The organism is Streptomyces akebiae, assembly GCF_019599145.1.
Taxonomy (GTDB): Bacteria; Actinomycetota; Actinomycetes; order Streptomycetales; family Streptomycetaceae; genus Streptomyces; species Streptomyces akebiae.
In genome coordinates, this window is the sequence record NZ_CP080647.1 from 1,708,480 (window position 1) to 1,724,599 (window position 16,120).

Consider the following 16,120-nt stretch of genomic DNA (forward strand, 5'->3'; position numbering starts at 1 on the left):
GGGGGCGCCGGGGTGGCATCCCGGGGTGGCACGGGGGCACGGCCCGGGCAGGGGCGGGCAGGGGCGGGCAGGCTCGGGACCTGCTGTACGTCGCGGGCCGCGGGACGTGGCGGCCGGTGGCGCCGTTCCCCCGCACCCCTCGAAGAGCTTCCCGGCACCGGAAGCGGCGCCCCCTCCCGCCTCAGCGGCCGTCGTAGCCCGCCGTCGGCATCGACAGGCGGCGGTGGACGCGGGCCTTCATCTGGGCGTCGTAGGCGGGTTCGGCGTGGCCGACGGTCTCGACGCGGATGCCGCGCCGGGCGCACTCGGCGGTGAAGTCGTCGACGGAGGCCAGGGCGCGTTCCAGGACGCGGTGGCTGGGGGCGACGAAGAGATCGACCAGGCCGGCGTCGACGTCGGTCCAGAGGGCGCCGTGATCGGGGCGCAGACCGCGTACGAGCAGCTCGCGCGTCACCACATAGCCGCGCTCGGCCGCCCAGCGGGCGCACATGGCGTGCTGGCTGCGGGAGTCGACCAGGAAGGGGTCCGCCTCCAGTTCCTCCAGCGGCGTCAGGCTGGCTATGGCCGCGACGCGCACCACGGGGCCACGTCCACCGGGGCCGCGGCCGGCGGTGCCCCGACCGGCCGTGCCGCGTCCGTGAGCCGCGTCCTGGCACGCCACGCCGCAGACGCCGCTCCTGTCTCCCTTGTCTCCCATGCTGTTCCCCCTCCCCAGGGGCCGGGCCCCCGTCCTGCGGAGCGAACCGCGGACGCCGGAACCGGCATGCCCGCCCACGGCATGATCCGCCGGACGGGCTCAGGCCGCAGACCCTACTCCAGCCCGTAGGCTCGGGGGAGTAGCGCGAAGGAGGCGAACGGAGTGCCGGTGGAGATCACATGGTGGGGTCATGCGACCTGCACCGTGGAGGACTCGGGTACGAGGGTGCTGACCGACCCCCTTTTCACGCGCCGGCTCGCGCATCTGCGCAGGCGCCGGGGCGCGCTCCCGCCGCCGGAGGCCGCGGTCGCGGACGTGGCGCTGGTGTCGCATCTCCACGCCGATCATCTGCACGTCCCCTCCCTGGCCCGGCTCGCCCCGGGGACCCGGCTGGTGGTTCCGAGGGGCGCGCCTCGCCAGGTGCCGGGGCTGCGCAGGCTGGCGCATCTGCGGCTCTGTGAAGCGGCGCCGGGGGACGAGGTCAGGGTGGGTGACCTGGTCGTACGCGCTGTTTCCGCGCGGCACGACGGGCGGCGGCTGCCGGTCGGACCGCATCGTTCACCCGCGCTCGGCTTCGTCGTGGAGGGCGAGGCGCGCACCTATTTCGCCGGGGACACCGGGCTGTTCGAGACCATGTCCAAGGAAGTCGGGCCGGTCGACGTGGCGCTGCTGCCGGTCGGTGGATGGGGCCCGTACCTCGGCGAGGGCCATCTGGACGCGGGGCGCGCGGCGGAGGCGCTTGCGCTGCTCGCGCCCCGGAGCGCGGTTCCGGTGCACTACGGCACGTACTGGCCGATCGGCATGGACGCCGTGCGCCCCCATGAATTCCACGCCCCCGGCGAGGAGTTCGTACGCCTCGCCGCCGTACGCGCTCCCGAGGTGGCCGTGCACCGGCTGGGGCACGGAGAGAGCGTACGGCCGGGGGTGGCGCGATGAGACGCCCGCCGGCAGGGGCCACAGAGGTCGTGGAGGAAGCTCGGTGATCGTCCTGGCCGCGGTGAGCACTCCCGTGCCGTACGCGTCCACCCAGCAGGCGATCGGCTATCCCACGCTGTTCCTGCTGGTGCTGATCGGAGCGCTGGTACCGGTGGTGCCGACCGGGGCGCTGGTCAGTTCGGCGGCCGTGGTGGCGTTCCATCAGACGGCGCCGCTCTCGCTGCTGATGGTGTTCGTGGTGGCGTCGGTCGCCGCGTTCCTCGGGGACATCGCGCTGTACTGGCTGGGGCGGCGCGGGATGGGGTCCAAGAACGGTTCGCGCTGGCTGGAGGCGATCCGCCGCCGTGCGCCGGAGGACCGGCTGGCCCAGGCGCAGGCGAAGCTCGACGACCACGGCGTGACCGTGCTGGTGCTGTCCCGGCTGATGCCGGCCGGGCGTCTGCCGGTGATGCTGGCCTGTCTGCTGTCGAAGATGCCGTTGCGGCGGTTCGCCCGGGGGAATCTGCCGGCGTGCCTCGCGTGGGCCGTGACGTACCAGTTGATCGGCATCCTGGGCGGGTCCTTGTTCAAGGAGCCGTGGGAAGGGGTGTTGGCGGCGGTCGTGTTGACGTTGCTGATCAGTGTGGTGCCGAGTGTGTGGCGGCGGGTCGTCCGCTGAGCGCCTGTGGTCGTGGTGTTCGGCGCTGTTCCCGTGCCCGTGAAGGGCGGGCTGTGCCCCCTTCAGCGGCACGGGTGCGCTCCGTCGGTCAGTCCAGCACGCGGGAGCCGCCGATCGGCAGGTCCCACAGGTTCTCGCGCGGCAGTCCGGCCGCCTGCCATGCCGTCCTCACCCGCCGCAAGGGTTCCAGGACCGGTTCGGCCGACAGGACGAAGGTGGCCCAGTGCATGGGGGCCATGTGGCGGGCGCCGAGGTCCCGGAAGGCGCGGACCGCTTCCTCCGGGTCGCAGTGCACGTCGCTCAGCCACCAGCGGGGGTCGTAGGCGCCGATGGGCAGGAGCGCGACGTCGATGCCGGGGTGACGGCGGCCGATGAGGGAGAACCAGTGGCCGTAGCCGGTGTCGCCTGCGAAGTAGAGGCGCCTGCCGTCGGGGGCCGTGAGGACCCAGCCGCCCCACAGGGAGCGGCAGGTGTCGGTGAGGGTGCGCTTGGACCAGTGGTGGGCCGGTACGAAGTCGAAGCGGACACCGTCGAGTTCCGCCGCCTCCCACCAGTCCAGCTCGGTGACCCGGTCGAACCGGCGCCGCCGGAACCAGCGGCCGAGTCCGGCGGGCACGAACACCGGGGTGTCGCGCGGGAGTCTGGCCAGGGTGGGGGCGTCGAGGTGGTCGTAGTGGTTGTGGCTGATGACCACCGCGTCCACGCGGGGCAGCGCGTCCCAGTCGATGCCCACAGGGGTGATCCGTGCCGGGGTACCCAGGATGCGGCGGGACCAGACGGGGTCGGTGAGGACGGTCAGCCCGCCGATCCGCACCACCCAACTCGCGTGCCCCGCCCAGGAGACGGCGACGGTACGGGCGTCCACCCTCGGCAACGGGCCGGGCTCGTACGGCAGTCGCGGGATGTCGACTAGCCCGTCGGCGCCGGGCCGTACCGCGCCCTCTCGGGCGAACCGGGCGAAGGCCTTCAGCCCGGGGAGCGGCGCGGTGAGCCGGTCGGCGAAGGACCTCGGCCAGCGGCGCGGCTCACCGAGCGGCCGGGGCTCGGCGAGCGGTGGGAGGAGGGGTGTCCCGGGCGCCGGATCGTCGGCGTGCCTGGTTGTCGACGTGGGGGGCGGAGTCGCCGAGGTGGCCGGGGTGGGGGTGGCCGGGGTGGGGGCGGTCGCCCCTGGCGGGGTCGTCGTGGAGGTGGTCGACTCGGACTGCTGCGTCATCGAGGAGGCTCCCGTCGCTGAGAGTCGTCACGAAGGATCGTCGTCGCTGAAGGCCACTGAGGGTCGCCGGGGTCGGTCGCCGAGGTCTCCCGGATCGCCGAGGAGCGTCATCGCAGGTCCTCGAACGCCGTCCCGAGAAGCGCCAACACCCGTGCCACATGGGGTAGTTCCAGGGGATCGGGCGCCGTGAGGGCCTGGGCGCGCTCCGCGTCGGTGGTGCCGAGGAACGCGTCGGTGGACAGCCGGACACGCAGCGCCCCGAGGTCGTCCCCGAACCGGTGACCGCCGGGCGCGGGCATCCCGAGCCGGTCGGTGAGGAAGTCCTCCAGCTCCTGGGCGTCCCCGACGCCGTACCCGGCGAGGGCCGGGCCCAGCGGGGCGAGGTCGGCGTACAGATGCCGTCCGGCGCGCGGCGGCAGGGCGAGCGCCCCGGCGGCGACCACGGCCCGGTGCGCGGCGTCGGCGAGGCGCGCGTGCAGGCGTACGGCGGCGGCGAGCCGTTCGGTCACGGGCTCCGGCTCGTCGAGCGCGTGGGCGGCAGCCGCGGCGACGGGGGTGGCGACCCGGGCGCCCAGCGCGGTGAGCACGTCCAGGACCCGGTCGCGCAGCCCCGCCCCGTTCTCGTTCGCCGGGAAGCGGGCGACGGCGGCCGGCCAGCCGGCCGGCAGGAAGGCACCGGCGAGGTCGCTGACGACGGTGACCCGGTCGGGCAGCATCTCGGCGGGGCTGAGCAGCACGGTGTCGTGCGGGTCGTGCACGGTGTCGCGCCAGGTCTCGTCGCTGACCAGCTGCAACCCCTCCCCCAGGGCCGCCTCCATGGCCTCGTGCACCAGTTCGGGCGGGGCCACGGTCGCGGTCGGGTCGTCGGCGACGCACAGCACGAGCAGCCGGGGATCGCCTCCCTCGGCACGGATCCTGCGGACGGTCTCCAGGAGCGCGTACGGGTCCGGAACGCCCCCGCACTCGGCGGGTGTGGCCACGTGGAAGACGGATCTCCCCAAGGCACGTGCCTGCGGCTCCCACCAGGCGGCGCACGGCCGAGGGAGCAGCACGTCGCCCCCGATCGCGGCGGTCAGGGCGAGGAGCAGGGCGGGGGCACCGGGAGCGGCCAGTACCCGGTCCCGGGTGGTGGCCAGTCCGCGCCGCTCCCAGTAACCGCAGGCGGCGTCCAGGAGGGCGGGATCACCACCGAGCGGGACGGGGTGGGGGCGGTCCGCCGCGGCGGAGAGCACGGCGGCCAGTGCGGGCAGGACGGGCAGTCCCTGGGCGGGAAGGGGCGGGCCGTAGCGGACCGGACCGTGCCCTTCCGGATCCGTCCGCCGCATGTGTGCCTCCGCCCGCTCCGGTGCGTTGCCCGGTGCTCACCCCCGCGGGATCGCTCCGGGACGTCGATAGGTGCTCCCTCGTGCGTACGGGGTGCGGCGGCGTGCCGTGTCCGAACCCGGCAGGCGTCGCGCGCGCCCTCGGCCTGTCAGTACCCAGGCTCACCCGCCCCAAGGGCCCCGCTGCGGGTTGCACCGGTCACACGCCCGCTCATGGCGTCCACCGGTCCCGGCGGCGCAGCCGGTGCACGGCCGCGCCGAGCGCTCCCGCGACGAGGAGGCCACCGGCGACCATGGCCGGGACCGAGTCGGTGAAGGCACCGCCCTCGCCCGCGTGGGAGCCGCGCTGGACCGGGGCCGGCTGGTGGGTGGAGTGAGGGGAGGGCTGGTGCGTGGGCTGTCGGGTCGGTTGGTGCGTGGGCTCGTCGGTGGGCCCGTACTGATCGCCGCCGAGGGAGCCGCCGAGGGAGACGTCGAAGGCGGCGCTCCACTGTTTGCCCTCGCCGCCCGGGGCCGCCGGGCACATGCCGTCGACGCCCCACTCGGTGGCCGGGTTCGCCTCGTCGACGGCGGCCTCGAAGTCCGCGGCGGGCGCGATCTTCGCCGTGCCCTGGTACGACGGGCCGGCGGCGGAGTCGCCGTCGCCGGGGAGGCGTTGCAGCGTGACCGTGCCCTGTTCGAACGCCTGTGAACTGGCCTCGATGGTCGCGGGGACGGTGCCGCCGGCCGGGTCGCAGGCGACGGAGAAGGTGAGGGTGCCGCCCGGTTCGACGGACTGCGGGTTCACCTCGGCCGCGGGATCCGCGTACGAGGGCGGGGCGGCGGCGCCCAGGACGACACCGATCAGGGCGGTGGCGGACAGGACACGGGCTCTGCGGCGCATGGGCGGACGCGTGGGCGGGGGCATGGAGGGGACTCCTTCGGGCGGCTCCGGCGGGCGGGGGGCACGACCGCCGTGCCCCGCGTCCATCAGAGCGCTGTGCCCGGCGGGGCGCGCGCCGCCGGGCACCATTCGCGGGACTCGAAGGGCCGACCGGGTGACGGTCGGGGCGCTCCGGCTCGGCTCAGCCGGAGAGCGAGACCAGTTCCCGCTCCAGGCCCCTGCCCCTCTTCTCCACCACGGCCGACGCGACGTCCGACAGCTTGCGGTTGGTGCCCTGGGAGATGCGGCGCAGCACGGTGAACGCGGCGTCCGCGTCGCAGCCGAGGACGTGCATGACCATGCCGCAGGCCTGGTCGACGACGGGCCGAGAGCGCAGGGCGGCGCCGAGCTGGTCGAGTTCGGTGAGGGCGGCCCGGTAGGAGCGGTCGCGGACGATACAGGTCGCGGCGAGGTCGCCGAGGGCGCGGGCGGCGCCGTGCGGGGCGTCCTCCAGGGCGTGGGGGCGGAAGCTGTAGAGGCTGAGGGTCACGGTGAGACCCGAGCGCCTGAAGGGGAGCGTGATGCTGGACCGTACGCCCGCGTCGAGGGCCGCCGCCCGGTACTCCGGCCAGCGTTCCTCTCGCAGCAGATCGGCGGAGTCCACGGGCTCACCGCGCTCCAGCGCGGCCGGCAGCGGCCCGTCGCCCGAGCGCAGTTGGACGGCGACGAGTCCGGCGAGGTCGGGGTGGGTGACCGCGGCGGGCCGCTCGGTGCCGCTGTCGGACACCATGCCGCTGGCACCGCAGCAGTCGTTGGTGCAGCGGGCGGCCTGTTCGACGAGTTCGGAGAGCCTTCTGTCCGGATGTGCGGATTCCACCGATTCCCGGCCCACGCGGCCGAGTTGTTCTCTTTCCGGCATGATGCACGCCTCCTCCTCCGCTCGTCTTCCCGCGCACCTGCGCGGAAAACGAACCGTCGGCTTCCGATGCGGTCGTGCCCCCGCGCCCTCCAGGCGCTACGTTCGTCGCATGGCCCAGACGGACGAATTCGGTGAGGAACTCGCGGATTTCGTCCGCCGTGTCGCGGAGCTCAAGGCGGCCCGCTCGGTTCCCTCGGGAGACCTCCCGACGGTCCTGGACGCGGCCATCTTCGAACTCGACCATGTCGCCGACCGGTTGTGGCCGTGGTACGAGCGGCTGACCGCCTCGGGTCCGGTCGGTGGCACCTCGTCCGCCGCGCAGGAACACCAGTTGCTGAAGACCGTGTTCCAGACCCTGCCGCTGCCGGTGGTGCTGGTGGACCGCGAGACGGTGGTGCGGCGCCTGAACCAGGCCGCGACCGCCTTCACCGGCGTACGGTCCGGCTACGCCACGGGCCGTCCGCTCAGCGGTTTCCTCGCCCATGCCGACCGGGGCGCGTTCCGTTCCCAGACGGCCGCCGTGGCCCGGGGCGAGGGCGACCGCAGCCTCAACGTCCATCTGCAGCAGCGCCCGTCGTTCCCGGTCCGCGCCACGCTCACACAGCTGCGCCCCGGCAGCGGCGAGCCGCGCAACACCGTCCTGGTCGTCCTCCAGCCGGCCGGGCACCGGATGCCGACCGTCGAGCCGCTGCGTCCGTTGCCCAACCTCACCGAGACCACGCGTCACGCGGACCTGATGGATCTCGTCGACACGATGACCACGGCCCTGCTGACGGCCCCCGTCGGCGCGGCCCTCGACCGCGCGGCCCGTGTCCTGCACGGCCGCTTCGCGGACTGGGTGATCGCCGACACGACGAACCCCGGCCTCGCGCGCTCGACGGTCCTCGCCCCCTCGGAGGAGGGGGCGAAGCTCCTGGCGGCACAGGACCCCGCCACCTGCCCCCTCGTCGTCACCGCCGCCCGGGGCGGCACCCCCGCCCTCCAGATCCGTCCCGCCGACCCGGCCGCCTTCGGCCACGACGGCTCCGGGGCCCCGGTTCTCGTGAAGGCCGACGTGACCTCCCTGCTGACGGTGCCCCTGGCGCCCCCGGAAGGCCCGGTCAAAGGCGTCCTGACCCTCTTCCGCTCAGGCGCCCGCCTGGCCTTCTCGATGGCCGAGGCCCAGGCGATGGACATGATGTCCCGCCACCTCGCCCTGGCCATGGAAACCCGGGCCCCGTGAGGGGCGCGGGAAACCGCGCGAGCAGCCACAACGAACCGGCAGCCGACGACGAACCCGAACCCCACGGCACCCCCGGCTCACCCGGCGGAGCTACACCGCATCCTTCATCACCTGGTCCCGCAGCCGGTCACAGCACCGGCTGATCAAGCGCGACACGTGCATCTGGGAGATCCCCAACTGCTCGGCGATGCGGCTCTGCGTCATGTCTCCGAAGAAGCGCATGTACAGGATCGCCCGCTCCCGCTCCGGCAGCGCGGCCAGGCGGGGCTTCACGGCCTCCCTGTCCACCACCGTGTCCAGCGCGGGATCCATCGACCCGAGCGCGTCGCTCAGCGAGTAGCCGTCCTCGCTCCCCGGCAGCTCCGCGTCCAGCGACAGCGCCGTGAAACTCTCCAGGGCCTCCAGCCCGACCTGGACGTCCTCCTCGCTCATGTTCGCGTGCGCCGCGATCTCCGCGACGGTGGGGCGCCGCCCGGAGATCGTCTGGGACAGGTCCTGACTGGCGAACCGCACGCGGTTGCGCAGGTCCTGGACCCGGCGCGGCACGTGCAGGGTCCACATGTGGTCCCGGAAGTGCCGCTTGATCTCACCGGTGACGGTGGGTACGGCATAGCTCTCGAAGGCGTTGCCGCGCTCGGGGTCGTAGCGGTCGACGGCCTTGACGAGGCCGAGGTACGCGACCTGGCGCAGGTCCTCGTAGCTCTCGCCGCGGCTGCGGAACCGGCCCGCGAGCCGTTCGGCCATGGGGAGCCACGCTTCGATGATCTGATCACGCAGGGTGTCCCGCTGCTGACCTGCGGGAAGTGCGGCCAGTCGACGGAAGGCCTCCGCGGTGTCGGGGGCGTCGTCGTGCGGGTGGTGCTTGGCCTGAGTACGCATGGTGCGTCGCAACTCCCTGGATGGCGCTCTGGGATGGACGGTCACCGTGGGGGCGCGGACGTGCGCACGAGACAGCACATCCGGGATGGAATGATCGCCTCTTCCACGGACGTGCCTCCTGTCCGAAGCACTGTTATGCGCCTGCCCCGGATCATGCACGGCAAACACATTCGAAGTTTTCCGTTCCGCCCGCGGGTGACTCGCTCGGGAGATCACACCCCGGGAGGTCCAGTATGAGCACCACCGTCGCCGATCACATCTTGCGGAGGCTGCGCGCATGGGGAGTCGAACAGGTATTCGGATATCCGGGGGACGGCATCAACGGGCTGCTCGCGGCCTGGGGCCGGGCCGAGGACCGGCCCCGGTTCATCCAGTCCCGGCACGAGGAGATGTCCGCGTTCCAGGCGGTCGGGTACGCCAAGTTCTCCGGTCGGCTGGGGGTGTGCGCGGCGACGTCGGGTCCGGGCGCGATCCATCTGCTCAACGGCCTGTACGACGCCAAGCTGGACCATGTGCCGGTGCTGGCGATCGTCGGCCAGACGCACCGCAGCGCGATGGGCGGTTCCTACCAGCAGGAGGTCGACCTGCACACCCTGTTCAAGGACGTGGCCTCGGACTTCGTCGAGACGGTGACCGTGCCCGAGCAGCTGCCGAACGTCCTCGACCGGGCGATCCGCACCGCCCGCGCCCGCCGCGCGCCGACGGCCGTCATCGTCCCCGGTGACGTGCAGGAACTGGAGTACTCGGCGCCGACCCACGAGTTCAAGATGGTCCCCTCCAGCCTGGGCGGCGGCGCCTGGACGACGGTGCCGTCCACCGAGTCGGTGGAGCGGGCCGCCGAGATCCTGAACGCCGGCGACAAGGTCGCGATCCTCATCGGGCAGGGCGCCGCCGGTGCCCGTGCCGAGGTGACCCGGATCGCCGAGCTGCTCGGCGCGGGCGTCGCCAAGGCGCTCCTCGGCAAGGACGCGCTGAGCGACGAACTGCCGTACGTCACCGGCTCGATCGGGCTGCTGGGCACGCGCCCGTCGTACGAGCTGATGCGCGACTGCGACACGCTGCTGACCATCGGCTCGTCGTTCCCGTACTCCCAGTTCCTGCCGGACTTCGGCAAGGCGCGGGCCGTGCAGATCGACATCGACCCGCACATGGTCGGGATGCGCTACCCGTACGAGGTGAATCTCGTCGGGGACGCCAAGGCGACGCTGGAGCGGCTGATCCCCCTGATCGATCCGGAGCGGGGCCGCGAGTGGTACGACGAGGTGTGCGCGGGGGTGGCGCGCTGGCGCGAGGTGACGGCCCGTCGCGCGGAGCTGTCGGCCGATCCGATCAACCCGGAGCTGGTGGCCCACGCCCTCGATCCGCTGCTGCCGGACGACGCGATCATCTCCTCGGACTCCGGTTCGGCGGCGAACTGGTACGCCCGGCACATCACCATGCGCGGACGCATGCGCGGTTCGCTGTCGGGCACGCTGGCGACGATGGGCTGCGGGGTGCCGTACGCGATCGGCGCGAAGTTCGCACACCCGGACCGTCCGGCGATCGCCCTGGTCGGGGACGGGGCGATGCAGATGAACGGCATGGCGGAGCTGATCACGGCGGCCAAGTACGCGGACCGCTGGGAGGATCCGCGGCTGGTGGTGGCCGTCTGGAACAACCACGACCTCAACCAGGTGACGTGGGAGCTGCGGGCGATGGGCGGCGAGCCCTCCTTCCTGCCCTCGCAGGAGCTGCCGGACGTCCAGTACGCCGCCTTCGCGCGCTCGCTCGGGCTGACCGGGATCCGCGTGGAGAAGCCCGAGGACGTCGAGGCGGGCTGGCGCGCGGCCCTCTCGGCGGACGGTCCGGCGGTGGTGGAGTTCCTCACCGACCCGGCGGTGCCCCCGATCCCGCCGCACGCGACCTGGGAGCAGATGGAGTCCACGGCCGCCTCGATCCTCAAGGGCGACGCCGACCGGGCGTCCATGGTCAAGCAGGGCTTCAAGGCGAAGCTGCAGGAGTTCCTGCCGGGCACCAGGTCGAAGGACGACAGCGCGTCGTGAGCCGCCGCCCGGCCCTCGATCCCTGGCCCGGCCTCCGTGTCGGTGCCGGGGGTTCGGGTACGCGGGGGGCCACCAACCCATCTGGAGGGGAGTCATGCAGCGAGGCAGCGACCGGCTGAGCGCCCACCGCGACGACGAGATGAAGCACGAACTGCAGGGGTTGCTCCGTTCGGGGCATCCCACCCGGACGGAGGAGTGGAACGACCCCGAGCCCTACGCCGAGGACGACCCGGAGGTGGCGTACGGGCCGGTGACGCCGAGCCGGGCGCCCGCCCGGGTGGAGGCGCTACGGCTCGAACTGGCCCGGATCCTGGGCCGTACGTCGTTCCCGGCGGGCCCCGCCGAGCTGATCCGGACCCTGCGGGGCCGGCACGCCCCGGACGGGCTCGTGGCGCCCCTGGAGCGGCTGCCGCGGAAGGCGCGCTACGACTCGGCCCACCAGCTCGCGGAGGCCGTGGTCCAGGTCCAGGACGAGAGCGGTGAGTCCGGGGAGAGCGGGCGGACGGGGGGCGGTGCCGCACGGCCTCCGGCGGACGCCACGGAATCCGCACACGACGGGGACACATAGGCCCCCAGCTCGCGGGTACTGCGGGCAAGGTCACGCCGATGCGGGCGTGCCCCCCGGCCGGGGCGGAGCGAGGAAAGGCCCGGAGACCATGGCCGAGTTCGTGAGGGAAGTCATGACCCCAGGAGCGGTGGCGGTCCGCCCGGACGCCTCGCTCGTGGAGGCGGCTCAGCTGATGCGCGCCGAGAACATCGGGGATGTGCTCGTGGCGGCCGACGGGCAGGTGATCGGGGTCCTGACCGACCGCGACATCACCCTGCGGGCCGTCGCCGACGGTGCGGACCCGCTGACGGTGAGCGCCCAGGCCGTCTGCACCCCGAACCCGGTCGTGGTCGGCCCGGACGACGCGGTGGCCGCCGCGGTCGAGCTGATGCGCGACCACGCGATACGCCGGCTCCCCGTCGTGCAGGACGGGCACCCGGTGGGCATGGTCAGCCTCGGTGACCTGGCCGTCGCCCAGGACCCCGGCTCGGCGCTCGCCCACATCAGCCGGGCGGAACCGGAGCCCTGGCCGGGGACGGACCCGGCCTCCGGGGGCGGCCCCGGGATCGGCCCGGGTCCGGTCCCGGCCTGACGGAGCGGCCCGGCTTCGGTCCGCCGGACCGGGGCCGGGCCCCGCCCCCTCCCGCCGCACCGGCTCGCGGCCGCCCGGCCCGCCGCCCGCGGCCCGCCCCGACCACCCGGCACCCCACGACCCCGGCACCACCCGCTCGGACAGCGACCGGCACGGAGACCATGGACGACGACAGCGTGAGCACCGATCAGCGGCCCGACCGCTCCCGTACCCCCGTCCTGGAGGCCCTGGAGCACTACCGGCGCACCGGCCGTCGGCCCTTCTCACCGCCCGGCCACAAGGGCGGTACGGGTGTGGACGCCCGGGTCGCCCTGACGCTCGGCCCCGATGTGTTCGCCTCGGACGTACTCGCCCGCAACGGGCTCGACGACCGGCGGATGTCGGGCAGGGTCCTGGAGCGGGCCCTACCTCGGATCCGGGGTGCACACGGCATGTACGTACCCGATCCGTCGGACCCGGAGCTGCGCACCCTGCGCGTGGTGGCCCCGTGACCGACGGCCTACCAGGCACGGAACACGGAACACGGAACAAGGCACCGAACAAGGCACGGAACAAGGCAAGGAGAGGAGATCGAGCAGCCATGCGTATCGCATTCCTGACAGCACCCGAGGGTGTCGAGCAGATCGAGCTGACCGAGCCATGGCAGGCGGCGGAGAACGCCGGTCACGAACCCGTGCTGGTGTCGACGAAGTCCGGGCGGATCCAGGCCTTCGACCATCTCGACAAGGCGGACACGTTCGCCGTGGACGCCGTGGTGGGCGAGGCTCCGGCCGAGTCGTTCGACGCGCTGGTCCTGCCCGGTGGGGTGGCGAACCCGGACTTCCTGCGCATGGACGACCAGGCCGTGTCGTTCGTCCGCTCCTTCTTCGAGCGGGGCCGTCCCGTCGCGGCGATCTGTCACGCGCCGTGGACGCTGGTGGAGGCGGACGTGGTGCGCGGCCGGGTCCTGACCTCGTGGCCGAGTCTGCGCACGGACATCCGCAACGCGGGCGGCACCTGGGTGGACGAGCAGGTGAGGATCTGCGACCACGGCTCCAACAAGCTGGTGACCAGCCGCAAACCGGACGACCTCAAGGCGTTCTGTGAGGCGTTCCTCGATGTCTTTTCCCAGGAGGCCGCCTGATGAGCTCACCCATGGACCGCAAGCAGGAGCAGCGTGAGGCGGCCCACCCGGTCGACCCGGCCTCGGGCCCCCTCACCACCGACCAGGGCGTGGCCGTCGACCACACCGACGACTCACTGACCGTCGGTGAGCGCGGGCCGACCCTGATGGAGGACTTCCACTTCCGGGAGAAGCTCACCCACTTCGACCACGAGCGGATCCCGGAGCGGGTGGTCCACGCCCGGGGCGCGGGCGCGTACGGGTACTTCGAACCGTACGAGTCCTGTGCGGAGTTCACCCGCGCCGCGTTCCTCCAGGACCCGTCGGTCCGCACCCCGGTCTTCGTACGGTTCTCGACCGTGCAGGGACCGCGCGGCTCGGCGGACACCGTGCGGGACGTACGCGGCTTCGCGACCAAGTTCTATACGTCCGAGGGCAATTACGACCTGGTCGGGAACAACTTCCCGGTCTTCTTCATCCAGGACGGGATCAAGTTCCCCGACTTCGTGCACGCGGTGAAGCCGGAGCCGCACAACGACATCCCGACGGGCGCGTCCGCGCACGACACGCTCTGGGACTTCGTGTCCCTCCAGCCGGAGACACTGCACGCGATCATGTGGCTGATGTCCGACCGGGCGATCCCGCGCAGCTACCGCATGATGCAGGGCTTCGGCGTGCACACCTTCCGCTTCGTGACCGCCGACGGGCGGGGCACGTTCGTGAAGTTCCACTGGAAGCCGAAGCTGGGCACGCACTCGCTGGTGTGGGACGAGGCGCAGGAGTGCCAGGGCCGGGACCCGGACTTCAACCGCCGGGACCTGTGGGACGCCATCGAGGCCGGTGAGTTCCCCGAGTGGGAGCTGGGCGTCCAACTGGTGCCGGAGGAGGACGAGTTCGCCTTCGACTTCGATCTGCTCGACGCCACGAAGCTCATCCCCGAGGAGCAGGTGCCGGTGCGGCCGATCGGCCGTATGGTGCTGGACCGCAACCCCGAGAACTTCTTCGCGGAGACGGAACAGGTCGCCTTCCACACCGCGAACGTCGTCCCGGGCATCGACTTCACCAACGACCCGCTGCTGCAGGCCCGCAACTTCTCCTACCTGGACACCCAGTTGATCCGCCTCGGCGGCCCCAACTTCAGCCAGCTGCCGGTGAACCGCCCCGTGGCCCCCGTGCGCACCAACCACCGCGACGGCTATCACCAGTCGGCGATCCACCGCGGCACGAACTACTTCCCGAACTCCCTCGGCGGGGGCTGCCCGGCCCACGCGGGCGTCGACCCGCACGCGTACACGCACCTCGCCGAGCGCGTCGACGGCGCCAAGATCCGCCGCCGCAGCGAGAGTTTCAAGGATCACCACAGCCAGCCCGCCATGTTCTGGAACAGCATGGCGCCCTGGGAGAAGCAGCACATCGTGGCCGCCTTCCGTTTCGAACTGGGCAAGGTCGGCGCCCTCTCCGTCCGCGCCCGCACGGTGGAGCAACTGACCAAGGTGGACCCGGAGTTGGCGGCCGAGGTGGCGAAGGGCATCGGCGTGCCCGTCCCGTCGGACGCCGAGCCGGTGGCGTACAAGCTCACCTCTCCGGCCCTCAGCCTGGAGGCGCAGCGCGGCCCCGGTTCCATCCGTACCCGGCAGATCGCCGTGCTGGTCGCCGACGGTGTGGACGCCGAGCAGGTGACCGCTGTGCGGGAGGCGCTGGCGGCCGAGGGGGCGATCGTGGAGGCGCTGGCGGCCCAGGACGGCACCGTACGCGGCGCGGACGGCGCGGAGTACACCGTGGACCGGGCCCTGCCGACGGTGGCGTCCGTCCTGTACGACGCCGTACTCCTCCCCGGTGGTCCCGTCGGCACCCCGCCCCAGGCGACCGACCCCGACGCCATGCGCTTCGTCCGCGACGCCTACCGGCACGGCAAGCCGATCGGCGCCCTGGGGTCCGGCGTCGGTGTCGTCGCCGCCCTCCGACCCGAGGGGGTCCGTCTCTCCTCCGAGTTCCACCATGTGGTGGCGGACCGGGGCGTGGTGACGGACACGGCCCAGGGCACCGCGAGCGAGGACTTCACCAGGGAGTTCGTGTCGGCGATCGCGGCCCACCGCCACTGGAACCGCCCACCGACCCGCAGCTGACGGCGACGACACGCACCTGGGGCGCCTCTCGAAGAGGGGCGCCCCAGTGCTTTCCGTCGTTCAGGGGCGCGGGAATCGCGCGAGCAACCACGACGCACCCGAGCCCCGCGACGCACGATCAGCCCGCCCCTGGACCGGCCCAGGGCCCTAAGGCCTCCGCCCGAGCAGACACAGCAACCTGGTCTGCGCATCGGCCCCCGCGGGCGGAGTCACCGGCGCCCCGAACAGCCCACTCTTCTCCAGGTCACCGGCGTACGGAGCGATCTCGTCCATCGCGAACCGCACCAACTCCCCCGGCAGCCGCTCGTCCGCCCCGATCGCCCGCGACAGATCCCACGCGTGCACGACGAGGTCGGCGACCATCTGCGCGCAGTACGCGGTCGCCGGAGTGTCGCCGTAGGACAGGTGGACCGTGCGGTCGAGCGCGCCGGGCGCCGTGAACGCCTCGCGCGCGGAGTGTGCGGCGGTGTCCCAGGAGGCCGCGGGGTCGGGCCCCAGCAGATCCCCTTCGAACGTGTCGCCGACCTCTTCGATCATGCAGCTGTCCCGTACCAACGAGGGCACCCACAGCTGCTCGGAGACGAGGTGGTTGACGAGGTCACGGACCGACCACTCGGCGCAGGGCGTGTCCGCCCCCCACTGGTCGTCCCGGACGGCGTGGACCCGCGTGCCGAAGAGGTCCTGGGCCTCGGCGTGCCGGTCGAGCAGCGCACGCGTCCCCGCATTCGCCCCGGGTCTCATGTCGCCGCCGGCCCTCGATCCCGCGCGCCGTCGCGGGTACGGCCCGGGACGACCGGCCGGCGTGGGTGGCGACGCAGATACTCGCCCTCCAGTTGGGCCATCCGTTCGTTGTGGGTGCGCAACGCCTCGCTCGACCCGTGCAGCAGCGTGTCGTGCCGCGTGCGGTGGATCGACTCCAGTTCCTTCATCAACTGCTGATCGTCCAGTTGGTCCGGGTGCACTCCGGTCATGGTGGTACCCCGATCTCGGTGGTCCTCCATCC

Annotated in this window: 17 protein-coding genes; 9 read left to right on the forward strand and 8 right to left on the reverse strand. The window is 72.8% G+C overall.

Going from position 1 to position 16,120, the window contains the following annotated elements; genetic code table 11:
- Positions 1-181: 181 nt before the first annotated feature.
- The gene (locus K1J60_RS07450) at positions 182-697 is read right to left on the reverse strand and encodes a hypothetical protein (protein WP_259407604.1); all 516 of its coding nucleotides are present in this window, start codon (positions 695-697) and stop codon (positions 182-184) included.
- Between the two features lie 162 nt (positions 698-859).
- Here K1J60_RS07450 and K1J60_RS07455 point away from each other — a divergent pair, with 162 nt between their 5' ends.
- A complete protein-coding gene (locus K1J60_RS07455; RefSeq protein WP_220645486.1) occupies positions 860-1,633 on the forward strand; it encodes an MBL fold metallo-hydrolase in 774 nt (257 codons plus the stop codon).
- 43 nt (positions 1,634-1,676) lie between these two features.
- Positions 1,677-2,291, forward strand: coding sequence for a DedA family protein (locus K1J60_RS07460; RefSeq protein ID WP_220645487.1), 615 nt, complete (start codon positions 1,677-1,679; stop codon positions 2,289-2,291).
- A gap of 88 nt (positions 2,292-2,379) precedes the next feature.
- Here the strand turns inward: K1J60_RS07460 and K1J60_RS07465 are convergent, their stop codons facing one another.
- The 4 genes from K1J60_RS07465 to K1J60_RS07480 form a co-directional block, all read right to left on the reverse strand.
- Positions 2,380-3,504, reverse strand: a complete 1,125-nt coding sequence (locus K1J60_RS07465; protein ID WP_220645488.1) for an MBL fold metallo-hydrolase — start codon at positions 3,502-3,504, stop codon at positions 2,380-2,382.
- Between the two features lie 107 nt (positions 3,505-3,611).
- Entirely contained in the window at positions 3,612-4,829 is a 1,218-nt protein-coding gene (locus K1J60_RS07470; RefSeq protein ID WP_220645489.1) for an aminotransferase class I/II-fold pyridoxal phosphate-dependent enzyme, read from the reverse strand.
- Between the two features lie 208 nt (positions 4,830-5,037).
- Entirely contained in the window at positions 5,038-5,733 is a 696-nt protein-coding gene (locus K1J60_RS07475) for a hypothetical protein (protein WP_317619700.1), read from the reverse strand.
- A 157-nt stretch (positions 5,734-5,890) separates the two neighbouring features.
- Positions 5,891-6,607: an ANTAR domain-containing response regulator gene (locus K1J60_RS07480; protein ID WP_220645490.1), complete on the reverse strand. Its 717-nt coding sequence runs from the start codon at positions 6,605-6,607 to the stop codon at positions 5,891-5,893.
- Positions 6,608-6,716: 109 nt separating this feature from the next.
- On the opposite strand from K1J60_RS07480, the gene K1J60_RS07485 reads away from it, so the two are divergent.
- A complete protein-coding gene (locus tag K1J60_RS07485) occupies positions 6,717-7,829 on the forward strand; it encodes a PAS domain-containing protein (RefSeq protein WP_220645491.1) in 1,113 nt (370 codons plus the stop codon).
- A 90-nt stretch (positions 7,830-7,919) separates the two neighbouring features.
- Here K1J60_RS07485 and K1J60_RS07490 read toward each other — a convergent pair whose 3' ends face one another.
- On the reverse strand, positions 7,920-8,708 hold the full coding sequence (locus tag K1J60_RS07490) for an RNA polymerase sigma factor SigF (RefSeq protein ID WP_220645492.1): 789 nt from the start codon (positions 8,706-8,708) through the stop codon (positions 7,920-7,922).
- Positions 8,709-8,941: 233 nt separating this feature from the next.
- Here K1J60_RS07490 and K1J60_RS07495 point away from each other — a divergent pair, with 233 nt between their 5' ends.
- The 6 genes from K1J60_RS07495 to K1J60_RS07520 all read left to right on the forward strand — a co-directional run bounded on the left by K1J60_RS07495 (position 8,942) and on the right by K1J60_RS07520 (position 15,117).
- Positions 8,942-10,750, forward strand: coding sequence for a thiamine pyrophosphate-requiring protein (locus tag K1J60_RS07495; protein WP_220645493.1), 1,809 nt, complete (start codon positions 8,942-8,944; stop codon positions 10,748-10,750).
- 94 nt (positions 10,751-10,844) lie between these two features.
- Complete coding sequence (locus K1J60_RS07500) at positions 10,845-11,318, forward strand: DUF2795 domain-containing protein (RefSeq protein ID WP_220645494.1); 474 nt, start codon at positions 10,845-10,847, stop codon at positions 11,316-11,318.
- Positions 11,319-11,406: 88 nt separating this feature from the next.
- Complete coding sequence (locus K1J60_RS07505; RefSeq protein ID WP_220645495.1) at positions 11,407-11,889, forward strand: CBS domain-containing protein; 483 nt, start codon at positions 11,407-11,409, stop codon at positions 11,887-11,889.
- A gap of 161 nt (positions 11,890-12,050) precedes the next feature.
- Complete coding sequence (locus K1J60_RS07510; RefSeq protein WP_220645496.1) at positions 12,051-12,380, forward strand: hypothetical protein; 330 nt, start codon at positions 12,051-12,053, stop codon at positions 12,378-12,380.
- Between the two features lie 89 nt (positions 12,381-12,469).
- Positions 12,470-13,012, forward strand: a complete 543-nt coding sequence (locus K1J60_RS07515; RefSeq protein ID WP_220645497.1) for a type 1 glutamine amidotransferase domain-containing protein — start codon at positions 12,470-12,472, stop codon at positions 13,010-13,012.
- Positions 13,012-15,117 (forward strand): catalase, encoded by a 2,106-nt coding sequence (locus K1J60_RS07520; protein WP_220645498.1) that lies wholly within the window; start codon positions 13,012-13,014, stop codon positions 15,115-15,117. Before K1J60_RS07515 ends, K1J60_RS07520 begins: the two co-directional genes overlap by 1 nt.
- A 147-nt stretch (positions 15,118-15,264) precedes the next feature.
- Here the strand turns inward: K1J60_RS07520 and K1J60_RS07525 are convergent, their stop codons facing one another.
- Both K1J60_RS07525 and K1J60_RS07530 read right to left on the reverse strand, forming a co-directional pair.
- Positions 15,265-15,858 carry a TIGR03086 family metal-binding protein gene (locus K1J60_RS07525; RefSeq protein ID WP_220645499.1) on the reverse strand — a complete coding sequence of 198 codons (594 nt, stop codon included), beginning with the start codon at positions 15,856-15,858 and terminating at the stop codon, positions 15,265-15,267.
- Positions 15,855-16,118: a DUF6158 family protein gene (locus K1J60_RS07530; RefSeq protein ID WP_033529784.1), complete on the reverse strand. Its 264-nt coding sequence runs from the start codon at positions 16,116-16,118 to the stop codon at positions 15,855-15,857. Before K1J60_RS07530 ends, K1J60_RS07525 begins: the two co-directional genes overlap by 4 nt.
- Positions 16,119-16,120 lie beyond the last annotated feature (2 nt).

What these genes read in the sequence shown, in the direction of transcription:
- K1J60_RS07450 (WP_259407604.1), bottom strand. Translation starts at nt 697, where the DNA reads ATGGGAGACAAGGGAGACAGGAGCGGCGTCTGCGGCGTGGCGTGCCAG.
- K1J60_RS07465 (WP_220645488.1), bottom strand. Translation starts at nt 3,504, where the DNA reads ATGACGCAGCAGTCCGAGTCGACCACCTCCACGACGACCCCGCCAGGG.
- K1J60_RS07470 (WP_220645489.1), bottom strand. Translation starts at nt 4,829, where the DNA reads ATGCGGCGGACGGATCCGGAAGGGCACGGTCCGGTCCGCTACGGCCCG.
- K1J60_RS07475 (WP_317619700.1), bottom strand. Translation starts at nt 5,733, where the DNA reads ATGCCCCCGCCCACGCGTCCGCCCATGCGCCGCAGAGCCCGTGTCCTG.
- K1J60_RS07480 (WP_220645490.1), bottom strand. Translation starts at nt 6,607, where the DNA reads ATGCCGGAAAGAGAACAACTCGGCCGCGTGGGCCGGGAATCGGTGGAA.
- K1J60_RS07485 (WP_220645491.1), top strand. Translation starts at nt 6,717, where the DNA reads ATGGCCCAGACGGACGAATTCGGTGAGGAACTCGCGGATTTCGTCCGC.
- K1J60_RS07490 (WP_220645492.1), bottom strand. Translation starts at nt 8,708, where the DNA reads ATGCGTACTCAGGCCAAGCACCACCCGCACGACGACGCCCCCGACACC.
- K1J60_RS07495 (WP_220645493.1), top strand. Translation starts at nt 8,942, where the DNA reads ATGAGCACCACCGTCGCCGATCACATCTTGCGGAGGCTGCGCGCATGG.
- K1J60_RS07500 (WP_220645494.1), top strand. Translation starts at nt 10,845, where the DNA reads ATGCAGCGAGGCAGCGACCGGCTGAGCGCCCACCGCGACGACGAGATG.
- K1J60_RS07505 (WP_220645495.1), top strand. Translation starts at nt 11,407, where the DNA reads ATGGCCGAGTTCGTGAGGGAAGTCATGACCCCAGGAGCGGTGGCGGTC.
- K1J60_RS07510 (WP_220645496.1), top strand. Translation starts at nt 12,051, where the DNA reads ATGGACGACGACAGCGTGAGCACCGATCAGCGGCCCGACCGCTCCCGT.
- K1J60_RS07515 (WP_220645497.1), top strand. Translation starts at nt 12,470, where the DNA reads ATGCGTATCGCATTCCTGACAGCACCCGAGGGTGTCGAGCAGATCGAG.
- K1J60_RS07520 (WP_220645498.1), top strand. Translation starts at nt 13,012, where the DNA reads ATGAGCTCACCCATGGACCGCAAGCAGGAGCAGCGTGAGGCGGCCCAC.
- K1J60_RS07525 (WP_220645499.1), bottom strand. Translation starts at nt 15,858, where the DNA reads ATGAGACCCGGGGCGAATGCGGGGACGCGTGCGCTGCTCGACCGGCAC.
- K1J60_RS07530 (WP_033529784.1), bottom strand. Translation starts at nt 16,118, where the DNA reads ATGGAGGACCACCGAGATCGGGGTACCACCATGACCGGAGTGCACCCG.